This is a genomic window from Pseudoalteromonas luteoviolacea NCIMB 1942 (genome assembly GCF_001625595.1).
GTDB classification, from domain to species: domain Bacteria; phylum Pseudomonadota; class Gammaproteobacteria; order Enterobacterales; family Alteromonadaceae; genus Pseudoalteromonas; species Pseudoalteromonas luteoviolacea_A.
The window spans coordinates 59,191-80,211 of sequence record NZ_AUXT01000162.1 but is presented as its reverse complement, the minus strand read 5'-3'; the positions used below and the strand labels follow the sequence as shown (position 1 = coordinate 80,211).

Below are 21,021 nucleotides of genomic sequence, written 5' to 3'. Positions count from 1 at the left end.
TATATGCAGCGTCAACAGCAAGTAAAAATACCAACAAAGCAAAACAGGAAAAGGCGAGCGTTATCAGCATTGGCATTGGGGGGGGTATTCTCGGTGGTAGGGGCTACGAGTATGGCTGCTAAGGCCGTTACCATCAACGTGACCGATGAAAGCGGTCAACCAGTGAATGGGGCGGTTGTGTGGTTTGAGGGAGTTCAATTAACCAAGCAAAGTGCGGTAACGCAATTAGACTATAAAATGGGGCAGCGAGACAGATCGTTTACGCCGCATATTTTGGTGGTACCAAAAGGGGCTCAGGTTTCTTTTCCGAATTATGATTCAATTTTACATCACGTTTATTCCTTTTCAGCAGCGCAACCTTTTGAATTTAAATTATATCGAGATAATCCGCAGGCACTTACTTTTGCTAATACTGGGGTTGTTGAGCTGGGGTGTAACATCCATGATTGGATGTTGGGATACATTTTGGTTGTTGATTCAACTCATTTTGCGATAACGGATGATAAGGGAGTGGCTGAAGTTACTTTGGCCAAACCACTTGCTCAAGACGTGACAATCAACGTATGGCATGAGGGGTTTGCTAATTTAGATCAGCCAGAATCGATGAAAATGGTAAAACTTAAAACTAATCAAACGCTGACATACCAACTTAATCAGTCGTTGTTCAAACCAAAGGAAGATTTTTCAGATGAATTTGACGACTATGAATAGATCCCAAGTATTATCAGCCTGTCTATTGAGTGGCGCGCTGAGTGCGAGTGCGTTGGCCTACGGTCAGGGTTCGCAACATAAAGGCTATATACAAGCAAGCTGGCAGTCAGCCAGTGAGTATGCGTCTTGGTACGAGCGAGGTGCTTCGGTCAATCGATTTGGTGCAGGTGATAATCGCTTGAATCTGAGTCGAGCTGTACTCGACTCTCGCTTTGATTTGAGCAGCAGTTGGTCGGCGCATAGTGTGGTTCAGTATGTCCCAGATCCAGAGAGTAAAGTGGGTTTTACGGAGCTTTATGCACAATATAAACCGGTGAGCAAAGGGGCATATCAACCCCAGCTACGTGTTGGCGGGTTCTATCCCAAAATGTCTTTAGAAAACCCCGATATTGGTTGGTCTTCACCTTACAATTACAATTATTCGGCGTTGAATACGTGGTTGGGTGAAGAGCTCAGAATTTTTGGCCTTGAGGCCAGCCTAAAGCGCAGTGGCAAGCGATTGAGCAAGCCCAGTGAGCATAATTGGCAGTGGTTTGCAGGGGTCTTCAAAGGGAATGATCCAACCGGTGCCGCACTGTCTTGGCGCGGTTTTTCCTCTCACGATAGGCAATCGGTATTTAATGAATCTCTGAAGCTGCGCCCTACTGCTGGATTTATGACACCTCAACTCAGTGGCCAAGCATGGCAAATAGAGCCTTTCACAGAAATTGACGGGCGCATAGGGTACTATCTCGGGGCCCATTGGAGTTATCAAAACCGTCATTCATTGCGGGCGTATTGGTATGACAATAACGGTGATCCCGCAATAGTAAACTACGATACGGGTCAATATGCATGGGACACTAAGTTTTGGAGCTTGGCATATAAGTTCAAAATTACACGCCAAACCCATTTGATAGCACAGGTCATGTCAGGGAATACTGCAATGGGCAGATCGCGAGGTGTTGATAATGATTTTGATAGTCAGTTTGTGTTGTTAACACATCGCTGGCAGAAATTCCGTTTAAGTGGGCGTATTGAGCAATTCAAAGTAAAAGACTTGGACCACTGGGCTTTTGACCCCAATGCAAGTGATGGTGGGGCAATTACCACAACCTTTAAGTGGCGTATCACGGATAGTTGGCGGCTTGGTGCTGAATTTCAATATTTAGAAACCAAGGTGGCTAATCGTATCGATGGTAACTTTCCGACAAGGCAAATTGAGCAACTGTGGCGAGTGAGTGGTGAATATCGCTTTTAAAACAAGGCTACGTTAAATCGCAGCCTTACAGCTTCACTTCAAGGGGGCTAGTCACATAGCCTATTTAGGCCATTGAGCGCAGCAACACGATAGGCTTCTGCCATTGTGGGGTAGTTGAAAGTTGTGTTGACAAAGTATTCAACGTTATTACCTTCCCCTTTTTGCTCCATGATGGCTTGGCCAATGTGGACAATCTCTGACGCACGCTCGCCAAAGCAGTGAATGCCCAGTATTTCTTTGGTTTTGGTGTGAAATAAGATTTTTAAACTGCCGACTTCTGTACTGGCGATTTGTGCTCGCGCGAGATGCTTAAATTGAGCGCGACCCACTTCGTAAGGAATTTTAGCGGCGGTTAGCTCTTGCTCAGTTTTACCCACTGAACTCATTTCTGGAATTGTATAGATACCCGTTGGAATATCGGTAATTAAGCGATCGTCACACTGCCCATTGGCGATGGCATTTGCTGCAATTCGACCTTGATCAAATGCGGCACTCGCGAGACTTGGATATCCAATCACATCACCCACTGCATAGATATTATTTACTTCAGTTTGGTAGTATTCATTGACGCGTAGCTGTCCTCGACCGTCTGCTTTTAATCCCACGGCTTCAAGGTTTAAACTGTCTGTATTACCCGTTCGGCCATTAGCCCAAAGAATACAATCCGCTTTGACTTTTTTACCCGACTGTAGGTGTAAAATCACGCCTTTGTCAGAGGTTTCTACTTTCGCATATTCTTCGTTATGACGGATCACGATGCCGCTATTCCAGAAGTGGTAGCTGAGTGCATCAGAAATTTCATCATCCATAAACGACAATAGTCTGTCGCGGGTATTGATTAGATCGACCTTAGCCCCCAACCCTTTGAATATCGAAGCATATTCACAGCCTATCACCCCCGCACCATAGACAATAACGCGCTGCGGATTATGTTCTAGCTTTAAAATCGTGTCACTGTCATACACTCGAGGGTGGTCAAAGTCGATCCCCGGCGGGCGATAAGGTCGCGAACCTGTCGCGATAACGATAGTGTGAGCTGTGAGGGTGTCGTGTGAGCCATCAAGGTGTGTAACTCGAATCGTATTGGCATCAACAAAACAGGCTTCACCTTGGTATAAATGAATGCGATTACGATCGTAGAAGCTTGAACGCAGTGAAGACTGTTTGCCAATAACATCGCTGGCATGATTTAAAATATCTTGAAACGTGAGCCGTTTAGGGCGCTCTGTAAATCGATAAAGCGGGTTGGCCTTATATTCAATAAGGCGGCTTACTGAGTGCCTAAGCGCTTTTGATGGTATCGTTCCCCAATGAACACAGCCCCCACCGACCGCAGTTTGCTTTTCGATCACGGCTACTTTTTTCTGGCTTTTTGACAAATTCATGGCAGCGCCTTCGCCACCTGGGCCAGTACCGATGATGATGGCGTCATATTGATATGACTTTGCGGGAGTGTCTGTTGGTTTGTCTTTTGATTTTGTCACGGCCTCGCCTTACTTGCTATTGGGAGGCCGTAGGCAGCGTGGGGCTAACTTGCTGCGCCTTTTAACAGCCTCGAGTTAAGTGCTAACCACGCCTGTTTTTGTGTATGCCAAGCTTGTTCTAACTCCAAATATTGTTTGTGGAGTGCAGATTGCTCGCATTGTTCTAACACGGCATGCTTTTTCGCTTCCAGTACTTGCTTTTGTATTGCACAGAAGTACTGAAGCTTTTTCAGAAGTAAATCATATTCTTGTTGTAACAATGTAAGCTTATCTTGAGCTAAAGGCAATTTTGCTAAGGTAACTTTTGTTTTGTTCAGAAGCGTTTCTGCCTTGGCTTTTTCAATACGCTCGACAGGTGTACGTTTTAGTTTTTTTGCTAAACCAAGGTAGGCTAGGGCGCGGATCATCCACTTGGTTGGGTCGTAATGGTACCAACGAATGCCATTGCGATAGTCACTGGCAAAAATATGGTGGAAGTTATGATACCCCTCGCCATATGTTAGCAATGCCAAGAAACCATTGTCTCTGGCCGTATTTTTTTCAGTGTATGGACGGCTGCCCCAGATGTGTGCCAAAGAGTTAATAAAAAAGGTGAAATGTTGGCTTAGGACTAAACGTAGCACACCTGCAAGTAGCAGCATGCCGAATATATCGCCAAGTGCTAGGCCCAATAGAAGAGGGATACCAATGTTGGTTAGCAGAACCAGTTTTAAATAATGTTTGTGTTGCCACATTACGATTTTATTACGATGTAGATCTCGAGCGTTACTGTAGTCGCCGTAGTTGTCGCCTTGATAGTCTCTTAGCATCCAACCAATATGGCTATACCAAAAACCACGTGTTGCCGCATAGGGATCTTTAACAGGGTCGTCAACCTGACCATGATGAACTCTGTGATCACTACTCCAGTGCAAAATACTATTTTGCAGGGCAAATGCGCCACCTAAAGCAAAAAAGACTTGGATTATTGGATGTGTTTCATAGGCTTTATGCGCCCAGAGACGATGGTAGCCTGCGGTAATAGACATACCTGCGTAGAACATGCAGGCAATAAAGGCGACCCAGTGGGTCAGGGTATAACCATACTCAAACCCATACCATGGGACGAGGGTGACGGCGGCTAAAAACGACAGACTAAAAAATATTACATTAGTCCAAATAATCGGCGGTTTATTCATTTTATAAAATCTCAGCGTACACTTGTACGCTAAAATAGTATTTCATTCTTGCGCCGTCAAGTATTAGACTGCCCAAAGAGCACAATAGAGCGAATTTAGTAGGGGGCATTCATGTCGGGTGTGCGTGCACAACAAAAGCAAAAAACGCGACAGGCGCTAATTGAGGCGGCATTTAACCAACTGAGTGCGGAACACAGTTTTTCAAATCTGAGTTTACGTGAGGTTGCACGTGAGGCGGGTATTGCGCCAACTTCTTTTTACCGTCACTTTAAAGATATGAATGAACTTGGCCTTACCTTAGTGGACGAAGCTGGCTTAACGCTACGCCAACTAATGCGTCAGGCCAGACGTCGTATTGCGAGTGGAGGCAGCGTGATTAATACTTCTGTACTGACCTTCATGGAATTTATCGAAACGTCTAGCAACCAGTTTCGGTTGCTGTTAAGAGAGCGCTCAGGCACGTCGCCTGCCTTTCGCGCCGCCGTTGCACGTGAAATTAAACACTTTATTCTGGAATTAGCGCATTACCTGGAATCAGAAACAAAAGTAGAAGCGCATCATGCATACATGCAAGCTGAAGCTATGGTCATCATTGTATTTAGCTCAGGCGCTGAAGCGCTTGACCTAGATCTACAACAGCGGGAAGAGCTAACCGAACGCTTAATATGGCAATTGCGTTACATCGCCAAAGGGGCGTCTGGGTATCAAAAAGAGTCTGACAAAAGCTTATAGTTTGTTCTTTGTTTGACTAAAAAACCGTCTAATGGCGGTTTTTTTTCGTCCACAATTTTTAACCACGTGATGCCGGACATTAGCCTAATTAGAATCTAAAAGAAGGAACGTAATTGGAAATAAAATTTAATATATATTTAATAAGTGGATTTTATTTTCTTTTTAATCCTGTTTTATCGCGTTGAAGTGAAAAGATTATGCTTGATTTGTTGTTTTTTCACGTGTTACAACATAGTCAATTCATTAACAGGTATGATTGCTCAAATGAAAAACATCACGCTACTGTCAATTTTGCTTAACCTCTTACTGCTTACTTTAAGTAAGGGCGGGGCTTAGTTGCGTGTCGTGAGCAACCAAATAGCAAACCCCGCCATCGAGCGGGGTTTTTTATTTTGCGCGAGGAAATAGGAATGCAGGACAAGGTCTGGATTTTTGATACAACATTAAGAGATGGCGAGCAGGCTTTAAAAGCCAGCCTAACCGAAGAAGACAAGATTCAATTAGCGCACACCATCAGTCGACTCAATGTTGATGTGATGGAAGTTGGTTTTCCAGTATCTAGCCCTGCGGATTTTAGAGCGGTACAGCGCATTGCTAATGAGGTCAAAGGTCCAGCTATTTGCGGGCTAGCTCGTGCGATGCCAAAAGATATTGAGGCCTGTGGCCTGGCTTTAAAAGGTGCGGACCAACCACGCATCCATACTTTTATTGCGACCAGTCCATTGCATTTAAAACACAAGCTGCGCAAGTCTTTAGACGATGTCATCGAAATGGCAGAGCGATCGATAAAGCAAGCACTTCAGTATACCGGTGATGTTGAGTTTTCTTGTGAAGATGCGGGGCGAACCCCTTTCGATGATTTATGTAAAGTCGTAGACCGTGCTATTAGTGCGGGTGCAACAACCATCAATATTCCTGATACGGTGGGTTACACCACACCAGATGAATACGCAGCGATTATTCACCACTTGCGCAACAATGTCACGAATATTGATAAAGCTCGCTTGAGTGTGCACTGTCATAACGATTTAGGCTTAGCTGTGGCGAACTCTATTGCTGCGGTGCAAGCTGGTGCAAGACAAATTGAATGTACCATCAATGGTATTGGTGAGCGCGCAGGCAATTGCTCGCTAGAAGAAGTGGCTATGATCATGCAAATGCGTCAGGACCACTTGAAGGTACACACTGATATCCGCAGTGAAGAGATTTATCGTGCATCAAGGCAGGTTGCAACAATATGTAATATGCCAGTACAACCCAATAAGGCCATTGTTGGAGAGAATGCGTTTGCACACAGCTCAGGTATTCACCAAGACGGTGTTTTAAAAGCGCAAAATACCTATGAAATTATGGCACCTGAAACGGTGGGTGTACCAAACAATCAACTTAATATGACGTCTCGTTCGGGGCGTCATGTTATTGAACATCGCCTGTCTGAATTGGGTTATCAAGCCGAAGATTACGATATGGATCAGCTCTATACCAGTTTTCTTGAGTTGGCAGATCAAAAGGGAACCGTTTACGACTATGACCTTGAAGCCATGATCCATTTCAACAAGTTAGCTGAGCAGGATGAGTTTTATCAGCTGCAATTTGTAAACGCATCATCTAACTCTCAATCTATTGCCAGTGCAACTGTAGGCATGAGTTTAGGCGATGAGTTGTGCCAAGAAGCGGCCACGGGCAACGGTCCAGTTGAAGCCGCGTTTTTAGCTATTGAGCGCATAACAGGGCAAGCGGTTGAAGTGATTGAATACAACTTAGAAGCAACAGGCCAAGGTGCAAGCTCACTGGGCCAAGTAAATATCATTGCTAAATTTGATGGCCGCCAATATCACGGTGCGGGTCTAGCTGCTGACGTTGTCGAAGCATCAGTGAGAGCAATTATACGTGTATACAACTTAATTGATAGGGCACGTAAAGTGTCGGATCTAAAGCAACAAAGGAAAGCAGGATGAGTCAGAAAAGTTATCAGGTCGCGGTTCTAGCGGGGGATGGCATTGGCCCTGAAGTAATGGCAGCCGCAGAGCTGGTGTTAAAGCGAGTCAGTGAAGAGTTTTCGTTTAACTTAGATATGGTGCAACAGGCTATTGGCGGTGCTGCGATTGACGAGTTTGGACAAGCTCTACCTGCCCAGACGTTAGCTGCATGCGAAGCCGCAGATGCGATTTTGTTCGGCTCAGTAGGTGGCCCTAAGTGGGCTGATTTACCTCCAGAACAACAACCTGAACGCGCGTCATTGCTGCCACTACGTAAGCACTTTGGCTTGTTTTGCAACCTTAGACCTGCACAACTACTTCCTGCATTAAGTGCTGCGTCACCACTGCGTGCCGATATTAGTGCTCAGGGCTTTGATATTTTATGTGTTCGAGAACTGACAGGTGGTATTTACTTCGGTGACAAAGGGCGTGATGGTAGTGGCGAAGAAGAGTATGCGTTTGATACGCAAAAATATAGTCGTAAAGAGATTGAACGCATTGCACGATTTGCCTTTGAAGCAGCAAGGTTACGCAGTAATCATGTGACATCGGTGGATAAGTCTAACGTCTTGGCGTCTAGCGTATTATGGCGTGAAGTAGTTGTTGAAGTGAGCAATGAGTACCCTGATGTCACACTAGATCATATTTATATTGATAACGCAGCCATGCAACTGGTGAAACAACCAAGTCAATTTGATGTGTTGCTGTGTGACAACTTGTTTGGTGACATTTTATCGGACGAATGCGCCATGATCACCGGCTCGATGGGGCTGTTACCTTCTGCTAGTTTGAATCAATCTGGTTTTGGTTTATATGAGCCCGCGGGTGGTTCGGCCCCTGATATTGCAGGACAGGGGATCGCGAACCCAATAGCTCAAATTTTGAGTGCAGCGTTGATGTTACGGTATTCGCTGGGCGAGGACGAAGCCGCTAGACGTATCGAAAAAGCGGTAGCTGAAGCTGTGGCGCAGGGGATTGGTACGCCAGATATTTACCCGCAAGCGGCTTATACGACCCTTGATGTTGCTCAAGCGATTGTGAATCGCATCTAGTAACGAACCATGAATGAGTGATTTAGCGTTTAAAGGAAGGATGTAGCAAGTGGCACAAACTTTATACGACAAAATATGGCAAGCCCATGTGGTTGCCAAAATTAACGAGCAAACCGACTTACTTTATGTGGACAGACACTTAGTCCATGAGGTGACTTCTCCACAGGCATTTTCAGGGCTGCGTGAAAAGAACCGCCCAGTGCGTTGTCCAGAAAAAACCTTTGCGACGATGGATCATAATGTATCGACAAAAAGCCGCTCGATTGATGCCGCCAGTGAAGTGAGTAAAAACCAGCTTCAAGCATTGGCGCAAAATTGCCAAGAGTTTGGTGTTCGACTGTACGATTTAGAGTCCATAAATCAAGGGATTGTGCATGTTATGGGTCCTGAGCAGGGTATCACCTTGCCGGGCACAACAATTGTTTGTGGAGATAGTCACACTTCAACTCATGGCGCTTTTGGGGCATTGGCGCATGGTATAGGTACTTCAGAAGTTGAGCATGTATTGGCAACCCAAACGTTGCAGCAGAAAAAAGCTAAATCTCTAAAAATCCAAATAAATGGTCAATTGCGCCCAACCGTCACCGCAAAAGACCTAATTATGGCGGTTATTGGTGAGTTGGGTACTGCTGGTGGCACTGGTTATGTGGCTGAGTTTTGTGGCAGTGCTATAGAATCTTTGTCAATGGAGTCTCGCATGACGCTGTGCAATATGAGCATTGAAATGGGAGCTAAAGCAGGTTTAATTGCACCAGATGAAACGACTTACGCATACCTAGAGGGACGTTCGTTCGCGCCTAAAGGCGAAGAGTTTGTTCAGGCTGTCGCCTACTGGAAAACACTCCACTCAGATGAAGGTGCAAAGTTTGACCGAGTGGTTGAAATGGCCGCTGAAGATATTCAGCCACAAGTTACTTGGGGTACAAGCCCAGAGCAGGTGATTGGCATTGATGAACCGATCCCAGATCCTGATAAAGAACAGGACTTAATCAAAGCTGACTCGATGCGCTCTGCCTTGAAATATATGGGCCTTGAAGCTGGACAAAAGCTATCTGATGCCAAAGTGGATACGGTATTTATTGGCTCTTGTACCAATAGCCGTATTGAAGATTTACGCGCAGCAGCAGAGATTGTAAAAGGTCAAACAGTAGCCGACGGTGTAGAAGCCTTGATCGTGCCAGGTTCTGGCTTGGTTAAACAACAAGCTGAAGAGGAAGGGTTAGCCGATATTTTTGTCGCAGCAGGGTTTGAGTGGCGAGAGCCAGGGTGCTCGATGTGTCTAGCCATGAATGACGATAGACTTGGTGCAGGAAAACGCTGTGCCTCGACTTCAAATCGAAATTTTGAAGGCCGTCAAGGGCGAGGTGGACGTACCCACTTAGTGAGCCCCGCCATGGCAGCTGCTGCGGCGATTGCAGGACGTTTTACTGATATCCGAGGAGTGCAAGCATGAGTATTTATCACACTGGATTAATGGCACCTTTGGATAAAAACAATGTGGATACCGACCAGATTATTCCAAAGCAGTTTTTGACCTCGACCAGCCGAGATGGGTTTGATGAGGCGCTATTTTATGATTGGCGCTATTTGGATAGCGGAGACGCAGATCCAGAGTTTGTTTTAAATTATCCGCGCTATCAAGGAGCTACGGTTTTATTAACCCGTGATAATTTTGGCTGTGGCTCGTCGCGCGAGCATGCGCCATGGGCATTAAAGCAATATGGCTTTACGGTTATTTTGGCGGAAAGCTTTGCTGATATTTTTTTCAATAACTGCGGTAACAATCAAATGCTGTGTATTGCACTGGATACGCAAACGTTAGATAGCTTATTTGCCGTGTGTGAACAGCATGAGCAGGTGCATGTCGAGATTGATCTTGAAAGCCAACAAATTATTAGCGATCAATTTGCACCAATTCCATTTTCGGTGCGCCCAGATATAAAAGCCAGATTGTTAAGCGGGTTGGACTTTATCGGTGAAACAGAACAACTTAACCAGCATATCGACGCATTTGAGCAACAACTATCAGCCGTTAGGCCTTGGCAGTAATCTTAACTGACGCTGCAACCATCGCATTTTTTTGCCATTAAGCCAAAGGCCATTTAGCCTTTGGCTTTTCATATTTAGGAACACTTCAATGAATAAGTTCTCTGCTTCTCTTATGGCTGCGGCAACCTTAGTTGCGAGTAGCACGGCTATTGCTCGACCAGCACCACTGGTATCAATCCCGACTCATGATGCGTTTTTTGATAAAATTAAAGCGCACTGTGGTAAAGCTTACGAAGGTAAAGTGACGGTTGATAACCAAGGTCCAAGTTCATTTAGTGAAGCACGACTAGTGATGCATGTTCGCCGTTGCAATGAGCGCGAGCTACAAGTGCCATTCCATGTTGGGAAAGATGCATCGCGCACGTGGATCATCACCAAAACTGGCAGTGGATTAAGTTTAAAGCACGACCACCGTCATAAAGATGGTAGCGACGACGCGTCAACGATGTACGGCGGTCACACTGTAGATGCAGGCTTTGACACGGTACAGTCATTCCCTGCCGATCAGTATTCAAAAGAGCTATTTATCGCACAAGAGATCCCTCAATCAATAGGTAATACTTGGCAAATGTTTATCTATGACGACAAGTTTACTTATCGATTAGTACGTGAAGGACGTGAATTTAGAGTCGACTTTGATTTGACGAAACCGGTTAAAGCGCCAAAAGCACCTTGGGGTTATAAAGACTAGGGTCAGACTTAATTTATTAGCGCACTTAACTGAAGTGCGCTCGTCGCATTGATTATTCTTCGTCGCCTTTAATGCAGGTAACTTCAACGCTTAAGTCTGGTTCATAGGCACGTGGAGTTGTAGGCAGCCGATCAAATTTTTGTACACCTCCTTGCAATAATAGTTGCGGTTTCAGACCTTGGCAGAGTGATTGGCTATGACGTAATAAAAACACACTTTGTTGCAAAAAATGATTGTAAGAGTCGGACTTTATCTTCAAATAGTAATGGTCATCGCTATACTTTATTTGTTCGTAATGCACTTTATGATCAAAGTCATAGTATTTTTCTGAGACACCAATTTTTCCGGGTGTAAATTGACAGGCGCTGAGTAGCATGGCAGAGATAAACATCAGCAGGGTGAAAACACTTTTAAGCATGTATGAAACCTTAAAATGCTTGGGTCGTATGAATTAAAACCACTGTTTGAATGATACTTCAAGTGTATCAAAAGGAGCGACAATTGTTAGAACGAGTTAAAGAGTTTTTAGCCAGTTTAAATAATTCTCATGAAGAACAAGCTTCTATGAGCTTTGCAACAGCACTGGCCGCGCTTCTGGTTGAAGTGATGCGTGCAGACAATGAGATTATGCCACAAGAGCTAGAGATGGTAGCCAGACTTCTTCAACGTCAATGTCAGTTAAGTGCGCAAAGCAGTGAATTAATTCGCTCAGAGGCACAGCAGCTGGTAGATACGGCAATTGACCTTCATCGCTTTATCAAAGTTGTCAACGAACATACCGACGAGCTAGCACGCATCGAAGTGATTGAGCTGATGTGGATGGTGGCATTTTCGGATGGTCAGTTAGACCCGCAAGAAGACTACACTGTGCGCAAAATTGCGGGGTTAATGTATGTTGCCCATGGTGATTTTATTTCGGCTAAACTGCGCGCCAAAGACGCGCTAGGTCTAGCTGATTAAGTCGCCATCAGTGTGCAACGGCACCGGCTTGCAATTCGTTTTGACAAGACTGAATGGCTTCTTTGATCATAAAGTTCACTAACGTCGGAGAAATATGATACATCTTGGCGATTTCTTTTTGCTTTAGGCGACCATCACGGTAGAAACTAACGACATTTTGGTGGCGCTGCGAGAGTTTACCAATGGTATTATTTACCTTATCTGACAGCTGTGCATCAATGTACTTTTCTTCAATGTTTGAGCTTTCGTCGTCAAATTGTTCTGTTTGGACAGACTCTAAATCAACAAGAGATTCTCTATTTTGTTTGCGGATCATATCAATGGCGATATTCCTTGCGACCTGATAACAGTAACTCTTGCTATTCTTAACTTGGCAATCCTGACATTTTGACATCCCAGATAAACGAATGAATGTGTCCTGTAATGCGTCCTCGGCTAGATAAGGGCAGCGCAAAATGTTGTTCAAATAAGCCAATAACTTAGCTTCATTTTCAGCAATAACTTTTGACCACTTAACACAGAGCTGCTGCACTGTTTTTACTCCTATTTGTCCTGAATGTTTTTCCGTAATAGAGAATGATAATAATTATCACTATTATGTTATTTTGATCTTGCATTAGCAGTCAAGTACTTTGTGCGCCTTTGCTAATTAAACTGTCATTAACCTGTATTTAAACTCGCTTTCTTTTTACTTACCTTTGTTCTGTTTTTGACAACAATTTGGTGCGTTACTTTCAGTTTTTTTTTTCTGTTTATATCCGTCATGTCTGCACGGGTTTGAATTTTTAACAGCGTAAAAAATTAAGGAAAGCTATGAAGTTAAAATCTACGGTAGTGCCTGTATTGGCTGCATTTGCCATTTCTGGGTGCCATTTCATCGCGCAAGCGAGTGCCTCTAACAAGAGCTTAAGTGAAGATGTTAAAATCACGCGCACAGAGCATGGCATCCCGCATATTCAGGCAAAATCTTTGTATGGACTAGGGTATGGTAATGCCTACGCGCAAGCACAAGATCATGCATGTATCTTGGCGGATGGGTATGTTCGTGTCAGAGGTGAGCGTGCTAAGTACTTAGGGCCGCACAAAAATGGTCAGGATAACTTTTTTGTAAGTTTAGATTTGGGTTACAAAATCATTGATTTACATGGTCGCGTTGCCCGTGAGTACGCCAATTTGTCAGCGAATACCCGCGCTTTGGCTGATGGGTTCGCAGCTGGGTATAACCAATATCTGCAAGATGTACTGGCTGGTAAAGCTGAGTTGGCACCGGCTTGTAGTGGCAAAGCATGGGTAAAACCAATCAATGGTGTTGATGTGGTTGCATCGGTGTTAGCTTCTGCAACACAAAACAGCATTGGGCGTTTATTAGTCCAAATCTTACAGGCTAACCCTGGGACAGGTAATGAGTGGCTACCGACGATTGCAAAGCAAGAGCCGCAACCTGAAAAACCATGGCTAATGGCGAGTAATATTGATTATAAACCTAAGCAGTTAACACAGGGCTCGAATGGTTGGGCATTGGGTCATGAAGTGACGAGCAATGGCCGCGGCTTGCTGCTTGCAAACCCGCACTTCCCATTCAACGGCAACTTACGTTTTTGGGCTAACCATGCCAGTGTTGAAGGTGACTTTAGCACGATGGGGGCGTCGGTCATTGGCGTACCAGGCATCGTAAATATCGGCTTTAATGAAGGCCTAGCTTGGACGCACACTTATTCTGCGGCAAGGCACGAAGTGGTTTATCAGTTGGAGTTGAACCCGCAAAATCCACTGCAATATAAGTTTGATGGCCAGTGGGTTGATATCGAGAAAAAGCAAGTCAATGTTGAAGTGCTTACCCCGATGGGTGTACACACCATGAAAAAAGATTACTTTATAACTCCAATCGGTTACGTCATCGAGGACCAGAAAAACTTTCCATGGGATAGCAAAAACGCCTACGTGGTTCGCGATACCAATATTGATAACTTAGACGGTATCGATCATTGGTTGTCGATGAACCGTGCAACAAATCTAGACAACTTTATCGATACCTTCAAAAATCATGATGGCCTTGCGTTTAATAATACCCTAGTGGCCGACAAGCTTGGCGAGGTGTTCTTTATTGACGATTCAAACGTACCTGATGTTACCCCTGTTGGTGAGGAGCTACTGCGCAGTCACCCGTTAATCTCTGAGGTTTACAAAAAAACCAAACTGGCTGTACTTCCTGGTACAAGCAGTGCGTTGGTATTTCAACAAGAAGTGCCATATGAGCGTGCCCCTAAACTGCGTCGTCAAGATTATGTGCAAAATGCCAATAACTCTTACTGGTTAACTAACTTACAAAGCAAGCTCAGTGGTTATTCGCCGCTATACGGTCATGTTGATTATAAACAAACACGCCGTACCCGTTACAATATCAACCTTATGCGCTTTGCCCGTGGCGCAGACGGCAAATTTGACCGTCATGAGCTGGAAAACATAGTGACAGGGACCAGCGCCTCATTTGAACTATACAAGCCGACTGTGATGGCAACATGCGCATTGTATGCAGGGCAAACGTTGGCAGTAACTGACACGTTAAGCATGCCAGTTAACCCTGCTTGTCAGGCATTTGCGAAGTGGGATGGTAAATTCAATGCCAATTCTAAATCGGCCCCCCTTGCTAAAGAATTCTTCAACTTGCTAACGGACGAAGACCTTGTTGTGCAGTTTAATGCTGCGTTCCCTGCGGTTACCCCCAGTATTGTCAAAGCAGAAAAGTCGACCCTAGTTAAATTACTTGCTGCGAGCAAGCAACTAGAGAATGCCGGGTTTGCCATTGATGCGACACTAGGTGAGTTGCAATATCTACAGAAGGGCGACCGTCGCATCCCATGGCCTGGATCTGATCACCACAGTGGTGGTTTCAATATTTTCTCCACGACCAATGCAATGGATTTAACATCGTTCGCCCCCACCATGGCTGCGCCGATTCGTGAAGTCTTAGATCCAACTTGGCCAACAAGAACGGGCCTGAGCACCGATGGCTACCCTGTTAACTATGGTTCAAGCTGGATGATGGTGGTTGGCTTTAATGAGCACGGGCCACAGGCGCGCGGCTTATTGACTTATTCACAGAGTAATAACCCTAATTCGCCGCACTTTACCGATGCCAGTGACCACTATGCGGCAGGTAAAGGCCTGATTGATTTGCCGTATACCGATGTGCAAATTAAGCAGGGCAAAATTAGCGAAATGACACTTACTGTGAAAAAAGACTAAAAATCTTAGACTGTCGCGCGTCACAGTGGCGACAGTCTAATTTTTGGAAAAATGTGATGAGTTTCGATAACGAAAACGGCACTTTTAAAGTGATCATTAATCACGAAGAACAGTACTCTTTGTGGCCTAGTTACAAATCAGTACCCGGCGGTTGGCAAGACACTGGTGTGAGTGGTGACAAGGCTACGTGTCTTGAGCATATTAAAACACATTGGACAGATATGCGTCCCTTGAGCCTCAGAAACGCAATGGCTCAACAAGACGTGTAAGCGACAATTGAGCGTCTAGCAAGTCGCTCTTTTTCAACGCCTCATTTCATAAATCCGAATCGTGGGCAGCACCCATTTAATCAAGCGCATCAGCTTGGCGTAATCATACAAAAAAATAGCCAAAATTAAACTCAGTATGCGCATTTGCTAGATAAATTTCATGGAGTAAATCATGACCGCCATCACCATCATGGATCACTTAGCGCAACACGCTGCGCAGCAGCCGGACAACATCGCGCTAGTCTGTGTGGATAAAAAAGCACAGACGCCATGGAGCTTTGGAGAGCTATATGCCCAGAGCTTGATGGTTGCCAGCCATTTGAAAAATCATGTGGTGGCAGGCGATAGAGCGCTGATCTTAATGGACACCGGTATTGAATATGTGACGAGTTTTTTAGCATGTCAGTATCTTGGTGTGACGGCCATTCCCAGCTTTCCACCTGAGTCGACTAAGGCGCAGCATATCGCACGTACAGTAGGTATTGCAGAAGACTCAGAAGCAGCTGTGGTGCTAACCACGGCACGATTTACCTCGACAGTGGAAGCCCTTGTTGAGCAGGTCAGCGATAGCAAAATGCTGGTGATTGATGAATTCTGCGAACAGCATGAAACGGTTGAACGTCACCCAACCAAGTCTGAAGAAATCGCGTTTTTACAGTACACGTCAGGGTCGACGGCGAAGCCTAAAGGCGTCATGGTAAGTCATGGCAATTTGCTTGGTAACGAAAAAGCCATTGCTGAGGGAATGAATATTACCCAAGATGATGTGCTAGTGAGCTGGCTACCACTGTTCCATGATATGGGGTTGATTGGTGGCCTACTGCAGCCAATATTCACAGGCTATAAACTCGTACTGTGCTCTCCAAGGTACTTTATGGAGCGCCCTGCACGATGGTTGCAGCTGATATCTGAGTACAAAGCCACCATGAGTGGCGGTCCTGACTTTTCATATCGTCTGTGTATCGAGCGTGTGAAAGACAAGCAAGTAGCAGATTTAGACTTGAGCAGTTTGCGGGTGTTTTTCTCTGGCGCAGAGCCAATTCGCCACGATACTTTGCTGAGTTTTGCGCAAAAGTATGCTGCGCAAGGGTTTAAACCAACGGCGCTTTACCCATGTTATGGGCTCGCCGAAGGCACCCTGTATGTCACCGGTAGCATACCATCACAAGGTGCGGTGATTGAGGCATTTGATACTCGTGAGTTGGCAGCGGGCAAAGCAGTATTACAACACGCTAAAGACATGCGCGATAGTGGCGAATATACTCATCAAGTTGGTTGTGGCGTTGTTGCAAGCGAACACCAGATTCGTATTACCTGTCCAACCAGTTTTGATGAAGTTGCACAGGGCAGTATTGGCGAGATTTGGGCGAGTGGTCCAAGCATTGCGGTGGGCTACTGGCGTAATGAGCAAGCAACCCAAGACACTTTTGTGGAGCATGAAGGCAAACGCTGGTTAAGAACGGGCGATGTGGGCTATATCCATGACGACCAGTTGTTTATATCAGGCCGTCAAAAAGACCTCATTATCATGAATGGTCATAATGTCTACCCACAAGACATAGAACGTGCCATCGAAGGGACACTGAGCTTTGTGCGTCAGGGCCGCGTGTCTGCTTTCCCTGTCCCGAGTGAGCAAAGCGGTGAAGGCATTGGTGTGGCGATTGAAACCGCCAATGTATATCGCAATGAAGTGCCCGCAGAGCAAACGGCACTGATTGTCAGAGATTTTATTATTGCGCAATTTGGTCATTGCCCAGAACTTGTGGTGTTACTGGACCAAGGCGGGTTACCCAAAACCTCCAGTGGTAAATTGCAGCGCAGCGCGTGTTTGAAATTACTACAAGCCAAGAAATTGGCAACCTATGGGGTATTTAACCTGTCACAGTTGCAACAGCTGTCAGTGAGTCATGGTGGGGACGACCAGCACACATGGGATGAGGTGGCACAGCGTTTAGCTGCATTGTGGCAAAGCGTTTTGCACTACCCAGTTAATAGAGATGGAGCTGACTTTTTTGCTTTGGGTGGCAGCTCGATTAAAGCCGCTTTACTGCTGGCAAAGGTGCAAGAAGCCTTTAATTGCCAGATAGAGCCGACGGCGGTATTTGCTGCCCATAAATTTGGCGATTTTTGCCAGTTGGTGCGTGAAAGTGTTGCAACTAAGCAAAAACAGTCGTTTATCCCTGCGCTAGAAAAAGCCGCTTATCCTCTGAGTGCACAGCAACAAAGACAGCTATTTTTATGGCAGTTAGAACCTCTGAGCAGCGCTTATCATATTGGTGCCAGCTTGACGCTTAAGGGTGAGATCAGTGAAACGCATTTGCATAGCGCCGTGGCACATATCCTTGCGCAACAGGCCGTATTACGTCATGCCTATGGCAAAGCTGAATCAGGCCAGTGGCAACAGCAGTTAAGTGAACAAACGCTTAATTGGCAACAGGCTGATTTTAGTGAAAGCTCGGATTCAGACGCCGCTGCAAAAGCATGGGTTGAAACCTTCTACAAGCAACCCTTTGAATTAGAGCGCGGAGATAACTTTAGGGCTGCTCTGGTTAAATTGTCAGACAATCGCGCTCAGCTGATTTTAGTAATACACCATATCGCCAGTGACGCGTGGAGCTTCGATTTGATGTTGGCGGATATTAGCCATTATTACGCGGCACTAGTTGACACAAACCCCTTCCCCGACATAGCTCATACCTTGAATTATGGTGACTTTGCTGCCTGGCAACAGCAATGGCTATCAAGTTCAGAAGCCCAAGCACAATTAACGTATTGGCAGCAGCAATTGCAGGCTAACGATGACGAAGAGCTGCTCGCGCCGCAACACCCAAGGCAACCAGACATGCCAGCCCCTATGCAAAGCCAGATGATAAAGCTTTCTTATCAACAAGTTGAACAATTGCAGGCTTTGGCACATCAATACGGTGCTAGCTTATTTATGCTGTTGCTCAGTAGCATACAAGTATTCTTCTATCGCTTCTCTGGTAAGCGGACACCGCGCATTGGTGTACCGGTGGCGAACCGCCGTTTCTCTGAATTGCACTCACTGATGGGCTTTTTCATTAATACGCTTGTACAGCGCAATGAACTGTCAGCGGAGCAAAGTTTTGTTGAGGTGTTATCGTCTACTAAAACACACGCTATTGATGCGCAAAAAAATCAGGATTTACCCTTCGAAAAACTTGTTGAGGTGATGAACCCTGACCGTAGTCTGGGACAAAACCCGTTATTCCAAGTGATGTTCAATCACTTAGAACAAGACGTACAGCAAGCGCTTGAGTTACCGGGCGTTGAGGTTGAACAGGTCACTGCACTGCAACAGCAAGCGCAATTTGATTTGAGTATCGACTCTCGGTTATTAAACGATGGTGCGTTGTTGTTGGAGTTCCAATACAACGCAGCGTTGTACGATGCCGATTATATTGACAGTGTGACGAGTGCCTTTAATACCCTATTAAATGAAATTGTTAATGCCCCAAAACAAGCTATTGGCAACCTTGCGCTGCACACACTGCAAGTTGAATCTGCTCAGCAAGGGCGTGGAGAAAACATTATATTGCCAGCGACGCCTTGGCTGCAAAAAATCAGCGAGATTGCTGAACAAACGCCAGTGCGAACGGCGGTGATCTATAACGACCAGTATTATAGCTTTGAATGGTTAGAGCAGACTTCAAACCGTATAGCCCATGGGTTGATTGCCAACGGGTTTGGTGCTGAGTGTGTAGTGGGTGTAATGCAAAGCAGAAAGCCGCTGATGTTGGCAAGTACGTTAGCGTGTTTAAAGGCAGGCGCGGCGTATTTGCCTCTAGATAAACAATTCCCCGCAGACAAATTACAACATATGCAGCAAGACAGTGGGTGTGGTGCCATCTTAAGTGATGAAGCGTCATTGCCCGTGACCTTTGACGGTGCACTTTTGTCACCGCAAACCTTGTTGAGTGAACAGCACCTAAATACCAAAGTGCCAGCCGTGGACTATCACGACAATCAAACGGCCTATTTAAATTACACCTCAGGCTCGACCGGTAAAGCGAAAGGTGTGGCCATCGAGTTGGGAGCATTAGCACGTTACATTGACTCGGCTAGACGCTTTATAAACTTACAAGCCGACGACGTCGTGCTGCAATTTGCTACGGCCAATTTTGACGCGTTTGTTGAACAATTGTTCCCAACATGGGCGGTGGGAGCGGCAGTACTGCTGCGTGGTGATGCACTGTGGGATGCCGACACGCTCTACGCGCAGGCACAAAAACACCATGTGGCGGTTATGGACTTAAGTGCGGCCTACTGGCGCAGTATCAGTGCGAGTTGGGCACGCAAAGCGCAGCTTACACCGCTTGAGCTTCCTAAATTAAGGCAGGTCCATTCGGGCGGTGAAGCCATGTCTTTAGCTGGGATCCAAGATTGGCAAAATACGGGTCTTGCTCAGGTGAGATTGCTCAATACCTACGGGCCAACCGAAATCGTGGTGGAAGCCGCTATCCATCCGTGTCAAGACTTGAATGTTAGTGATAACGCACAACAGTCTGTGCCGCTTGGACACGCATTGGCTGGCCGTCAGCTATATATTTTGGATGACAACCTCGAGATAGTGCCTAATGGTCATGTGGGACAGCTCTACGTGGGCGGTGACATTCTAGCCCGTGGCTATTGGGCGCAGCCTGAAATGACCGCGACACGCTTTATCGCCGACCCGTTTAGCGACACAGGCGCGCGTATGTACGCCACTGGCGATTTAGTCAGCTGGCAAGGTGGCGACCTGATGTATCACGGTCGTAACGATCACCAAGTGAAGGTACGTGGCTTTAGAGTTGAGCTTGGCGAAATTGAACAGCAGCTAAGTCAATTACCGGATGTTGATACGGCGGTGGTAGTCACCGAGCAACAAAGTCACGGTTTAGGTTTAATTGCCTATATTCAAAGCGTCAAGTTTAGTGATCAAACATTTGCTGACATGTTAAAACGCGCGCTAAGCGAGCATATGCCAGCTTATATGGTGCCAAGTGACATCGTCGTAATGGAAAAGCTACCCATCAATGCCAGTGGCAAATTGGAGCGCCGCCAGCTGCCAAAAGTGGAGCGTGTCGGCCAGTCTGTTTCATTGGCAGAAAATGACACGGAACGTACTATTGCTGAAATTTGGCAAAAACACTTAAAGATGCAAGAGATTGACCGTCATGCCAATTTCTTTGATGTGGGCGGCCACTCTTTGTTACTCATGGCCGTTTATGAAGAGCTAAAAGTGCAATACCCCAATTTACAAATGACAGAGCTGTTTGCGCACCCAAGCATTGCCAGTTTGGCGACGCTACTTGGCAGTGCACAATCAAATACAGCGCCTGTTACACCGAATAAACCAAGTGGCGCGAAACAAAAACGCGGCATGGGCGCGATTGCCGCGCGTAAAAGAAAAGCAAGAGAATCATAACA

General features: G+C 45.8%; 16 protein-coding genes. 12 read left to right on the top strand and 4 right to left on the bottom strand.

Going from position 1 to position 21,021, the window contains the following annotated elements:
- The first annotated feature begins 3 nt into the window (after positions 1-3).
- Both N482_RS12385 and N482_RS12380 read left to right on the top strand, forming a co-directional pair.
- Positions 4-711, top strand: coding sequence for a methylamine utilization protein (locus N482_RS12385; RefSeq protein ID WP_231100856.1), 708 nt, complete (start codon positions 4-6; stop codon positions 709-711).
- Positions 704-1,951: a hypothetical protein gene (locus N482_RS12380; protein WP_231100855.1), complete on the top strand. Its 1,248-nt coding sequence runs from the start codon at positions 704-706 to the stop codon at positions 1,949-1,951. The genes N482_RS12385 and N482_RS12380 overlap by 8 nt, the downstream gene beginning before the upstream one ends.
- A 47-nt stretch (positions 1,952-1,998) precedes the next feature.
- Here N482_RS12380 and sthA read toward each other — a convergent pair whose 3' ends face one another.
- Positions 1,999-3,435, bottom strand: coding sequence for a Si-specific NAD(P)(+) transhydrogenase (gene sthA / locus N482_RS12375; RefSeq protein ID WP_063377329.1), 1,437 nt, complete (start codon positions 3,433-3,435; stop codon positions 1,999-2,001).
- A gap of 44 nt (positions 3,436-3,479) precedes the next feature.
- A complete protein-coding gene (locus tag N482_RS12370; protein ID WP_063377328.1) occupies positions 3,480-4,613 on the bottom strand; it encodes an acyl-CoA desaturase in 1,134 nt (377 codons plus the stop codon).
- 111 nt (positions 4,614-4,724) lie between these two features.
- On the opposite strand from N482_RS12370, the gene fabR reads away from it, so the two are divergent.
- The 6 genes from fabR to N482_RS12340 all read left to right on the top strand — a co-directional run bounded on the left by fabR (position 4,725) and on the right by N482_RS12340 (position 11,116).
- The gene (gene fabR, locus N482_RS12365; RefSeq protein WP_063377327.1) at positions 4,725-5,345 is read left to right on the top strand and encodes an HTH-type transcriptional repressor FabR; all 621 of its coding nucleotides are present in this window, start codon (positions 4,725-4,727) and stop codon (positions 5,343-5,345) included.
- 410 nt (positions 5,346-5,755) lie between these two features.
- The gene (leuA, locus tag N482_RS12360) at positions 5,756-7,303 is read left to right on the top strand and encodes a 2-isopropylmalate synthase (protein ID WP_063377326.1); all 1,548 of its coding nucleotides are present in this window, start codon (positions 5,756-5,758) and stop codon (positions 7,301-7,303) included.
- Complete coding sequence (gene leuB, locus N482_RS12355; protein ID WP_063377325.1) at positions 7,300-8,376, top strand: 3-isopropylmalate dehydrogenase; 1,077 nt, start codon at positions 7,300-7,302, stop codon at positions 8,374-8,376. Before leuA ends, leuB begins: the two co-directional genes overlap by 4 nt.
- 49 nt (positions 8,377-8,425) lie before the next feature.
- Entirely contained in the window at positions 8,426-9,829 is a 1,404-nt protein-coding gene (gene leuC, locus N482_RS12350; protein ID WP_063377324.1) for a 3-isopropylmalate dehydratase large subunit, read from the top strand.
- Positions 9,826-10,425, top strand: a complete 600-nt coding sequence (gene leuD / locus N482_RS12345) for a 3-isopropylmalate dehydratase small subunit (RefSeq protein ID WP_063377323.1) — start codon at positions 9,826-9,828, stop codon at positions 10,423-10,425. Before leuC ends, leuD begins: the two co-directional genes overlap by 4 nt.
- An 88-nt stretch (positions 10,426-10,513) precedes the next feature.
- Complete coding sequence (locus N482_RS12340) at positions 10,514-11,116, top strand: hypothetical protein (protein WP_063372447.1); 603 nt, start codon at positions 10,514-10,516, stop codon at positions 11,114-11,116.
- 52 nt (positions 11,117-11,168) lie between these two features.
- On the opposite strand, the gene N482_RS12335 is transcribed toward N482_RS12340, so the two are convergent.
- Entirely contained in the window at positions 11,169-11,534 is a 366-nt protein-coding gene (locus tag N482_RS12335) for a hypothetical protein (protein ID WP_063377322.1), read from the bottom strand.
- A gap of 83 nt (positions 11,535-11,617) precedes the next feature.
- Here N482_RS12335 and N482_RS12330 point away from each other — a divergent pair, with 83 nt between their 5' ends.
- Positions 11,618-12,076 carry a TerB family tellurite resistance protein gene (locus N482_RS12330; RefSeq protein WP_063377321.1) on the top strand — a complete coding sequence of 153 codons (459 nt, stop codon included), beginning with the start codon at positions 11,618-11,620 and terminating at the stop codon, positions 12,074-12,076.
- Positions 12,077-12,083: 7 nt separating this feature from the next.
- On the opposite strand, the gene N482_RS12325 is transcribed toward N482_RS12330, so the two are convergent.
- Entirely contained in the window at positions 12,084-12,608 is a 525-nt protein-coding gene (locus N482_RS12325) for an RNA polymerase sigma factor (protein WP_063377320.1), read from the bottom strand.
- Between the two features lie 281 nt (positions 12,609-12,889).
- Here N482_RS12325 and N482_RS12320 point away from each other — a divergent pair, with 281 nt between their 5' ends.
- From N482_RS12320 to N482_RS12310, 3 genes are all read left to right on the top strand, one after another.
- Positions 12,890-15,322: a penicillin acylase family protein gene (locus tag N482_RS12320; protein WP_063377319.1), complete on the top strand. Its 2,433-nt coding sequence runs from the start codon at positions 12,890-12,892 to the stop codon at positions 15,320-15,322.
- A gap of 56 nt (positions 15,323-15,378) precedes the next feature.
- On the top strand, positions 15,379-15,591 hold the full coding sequence (locus N482_RS12315; RefSeq protein WP_063377318.1) for an MbtH family protein: 213 nt from the start codon (positions 15,379-15,381) through the stop codon (positions 15,589-15,591).
- A 172-nt stretch (positions 15,592-15,763) separates the two neighbouring features.
- Positions 15,764-21,019 carry a non-ribosomal peptide synthetase gene (locus N482_RS12310; RefSeq protein ID WP_063377317.1) on the top strand — a complete coding sequence of 1,752 codons (5,256 nt, stop codon included), beginning with the start codon at positions 15,764-15,766 and terminating at the stop codon, positions 21,017-21,019.
- Positions 21,020-21,021: the final 2 nt, after the last annotated feature.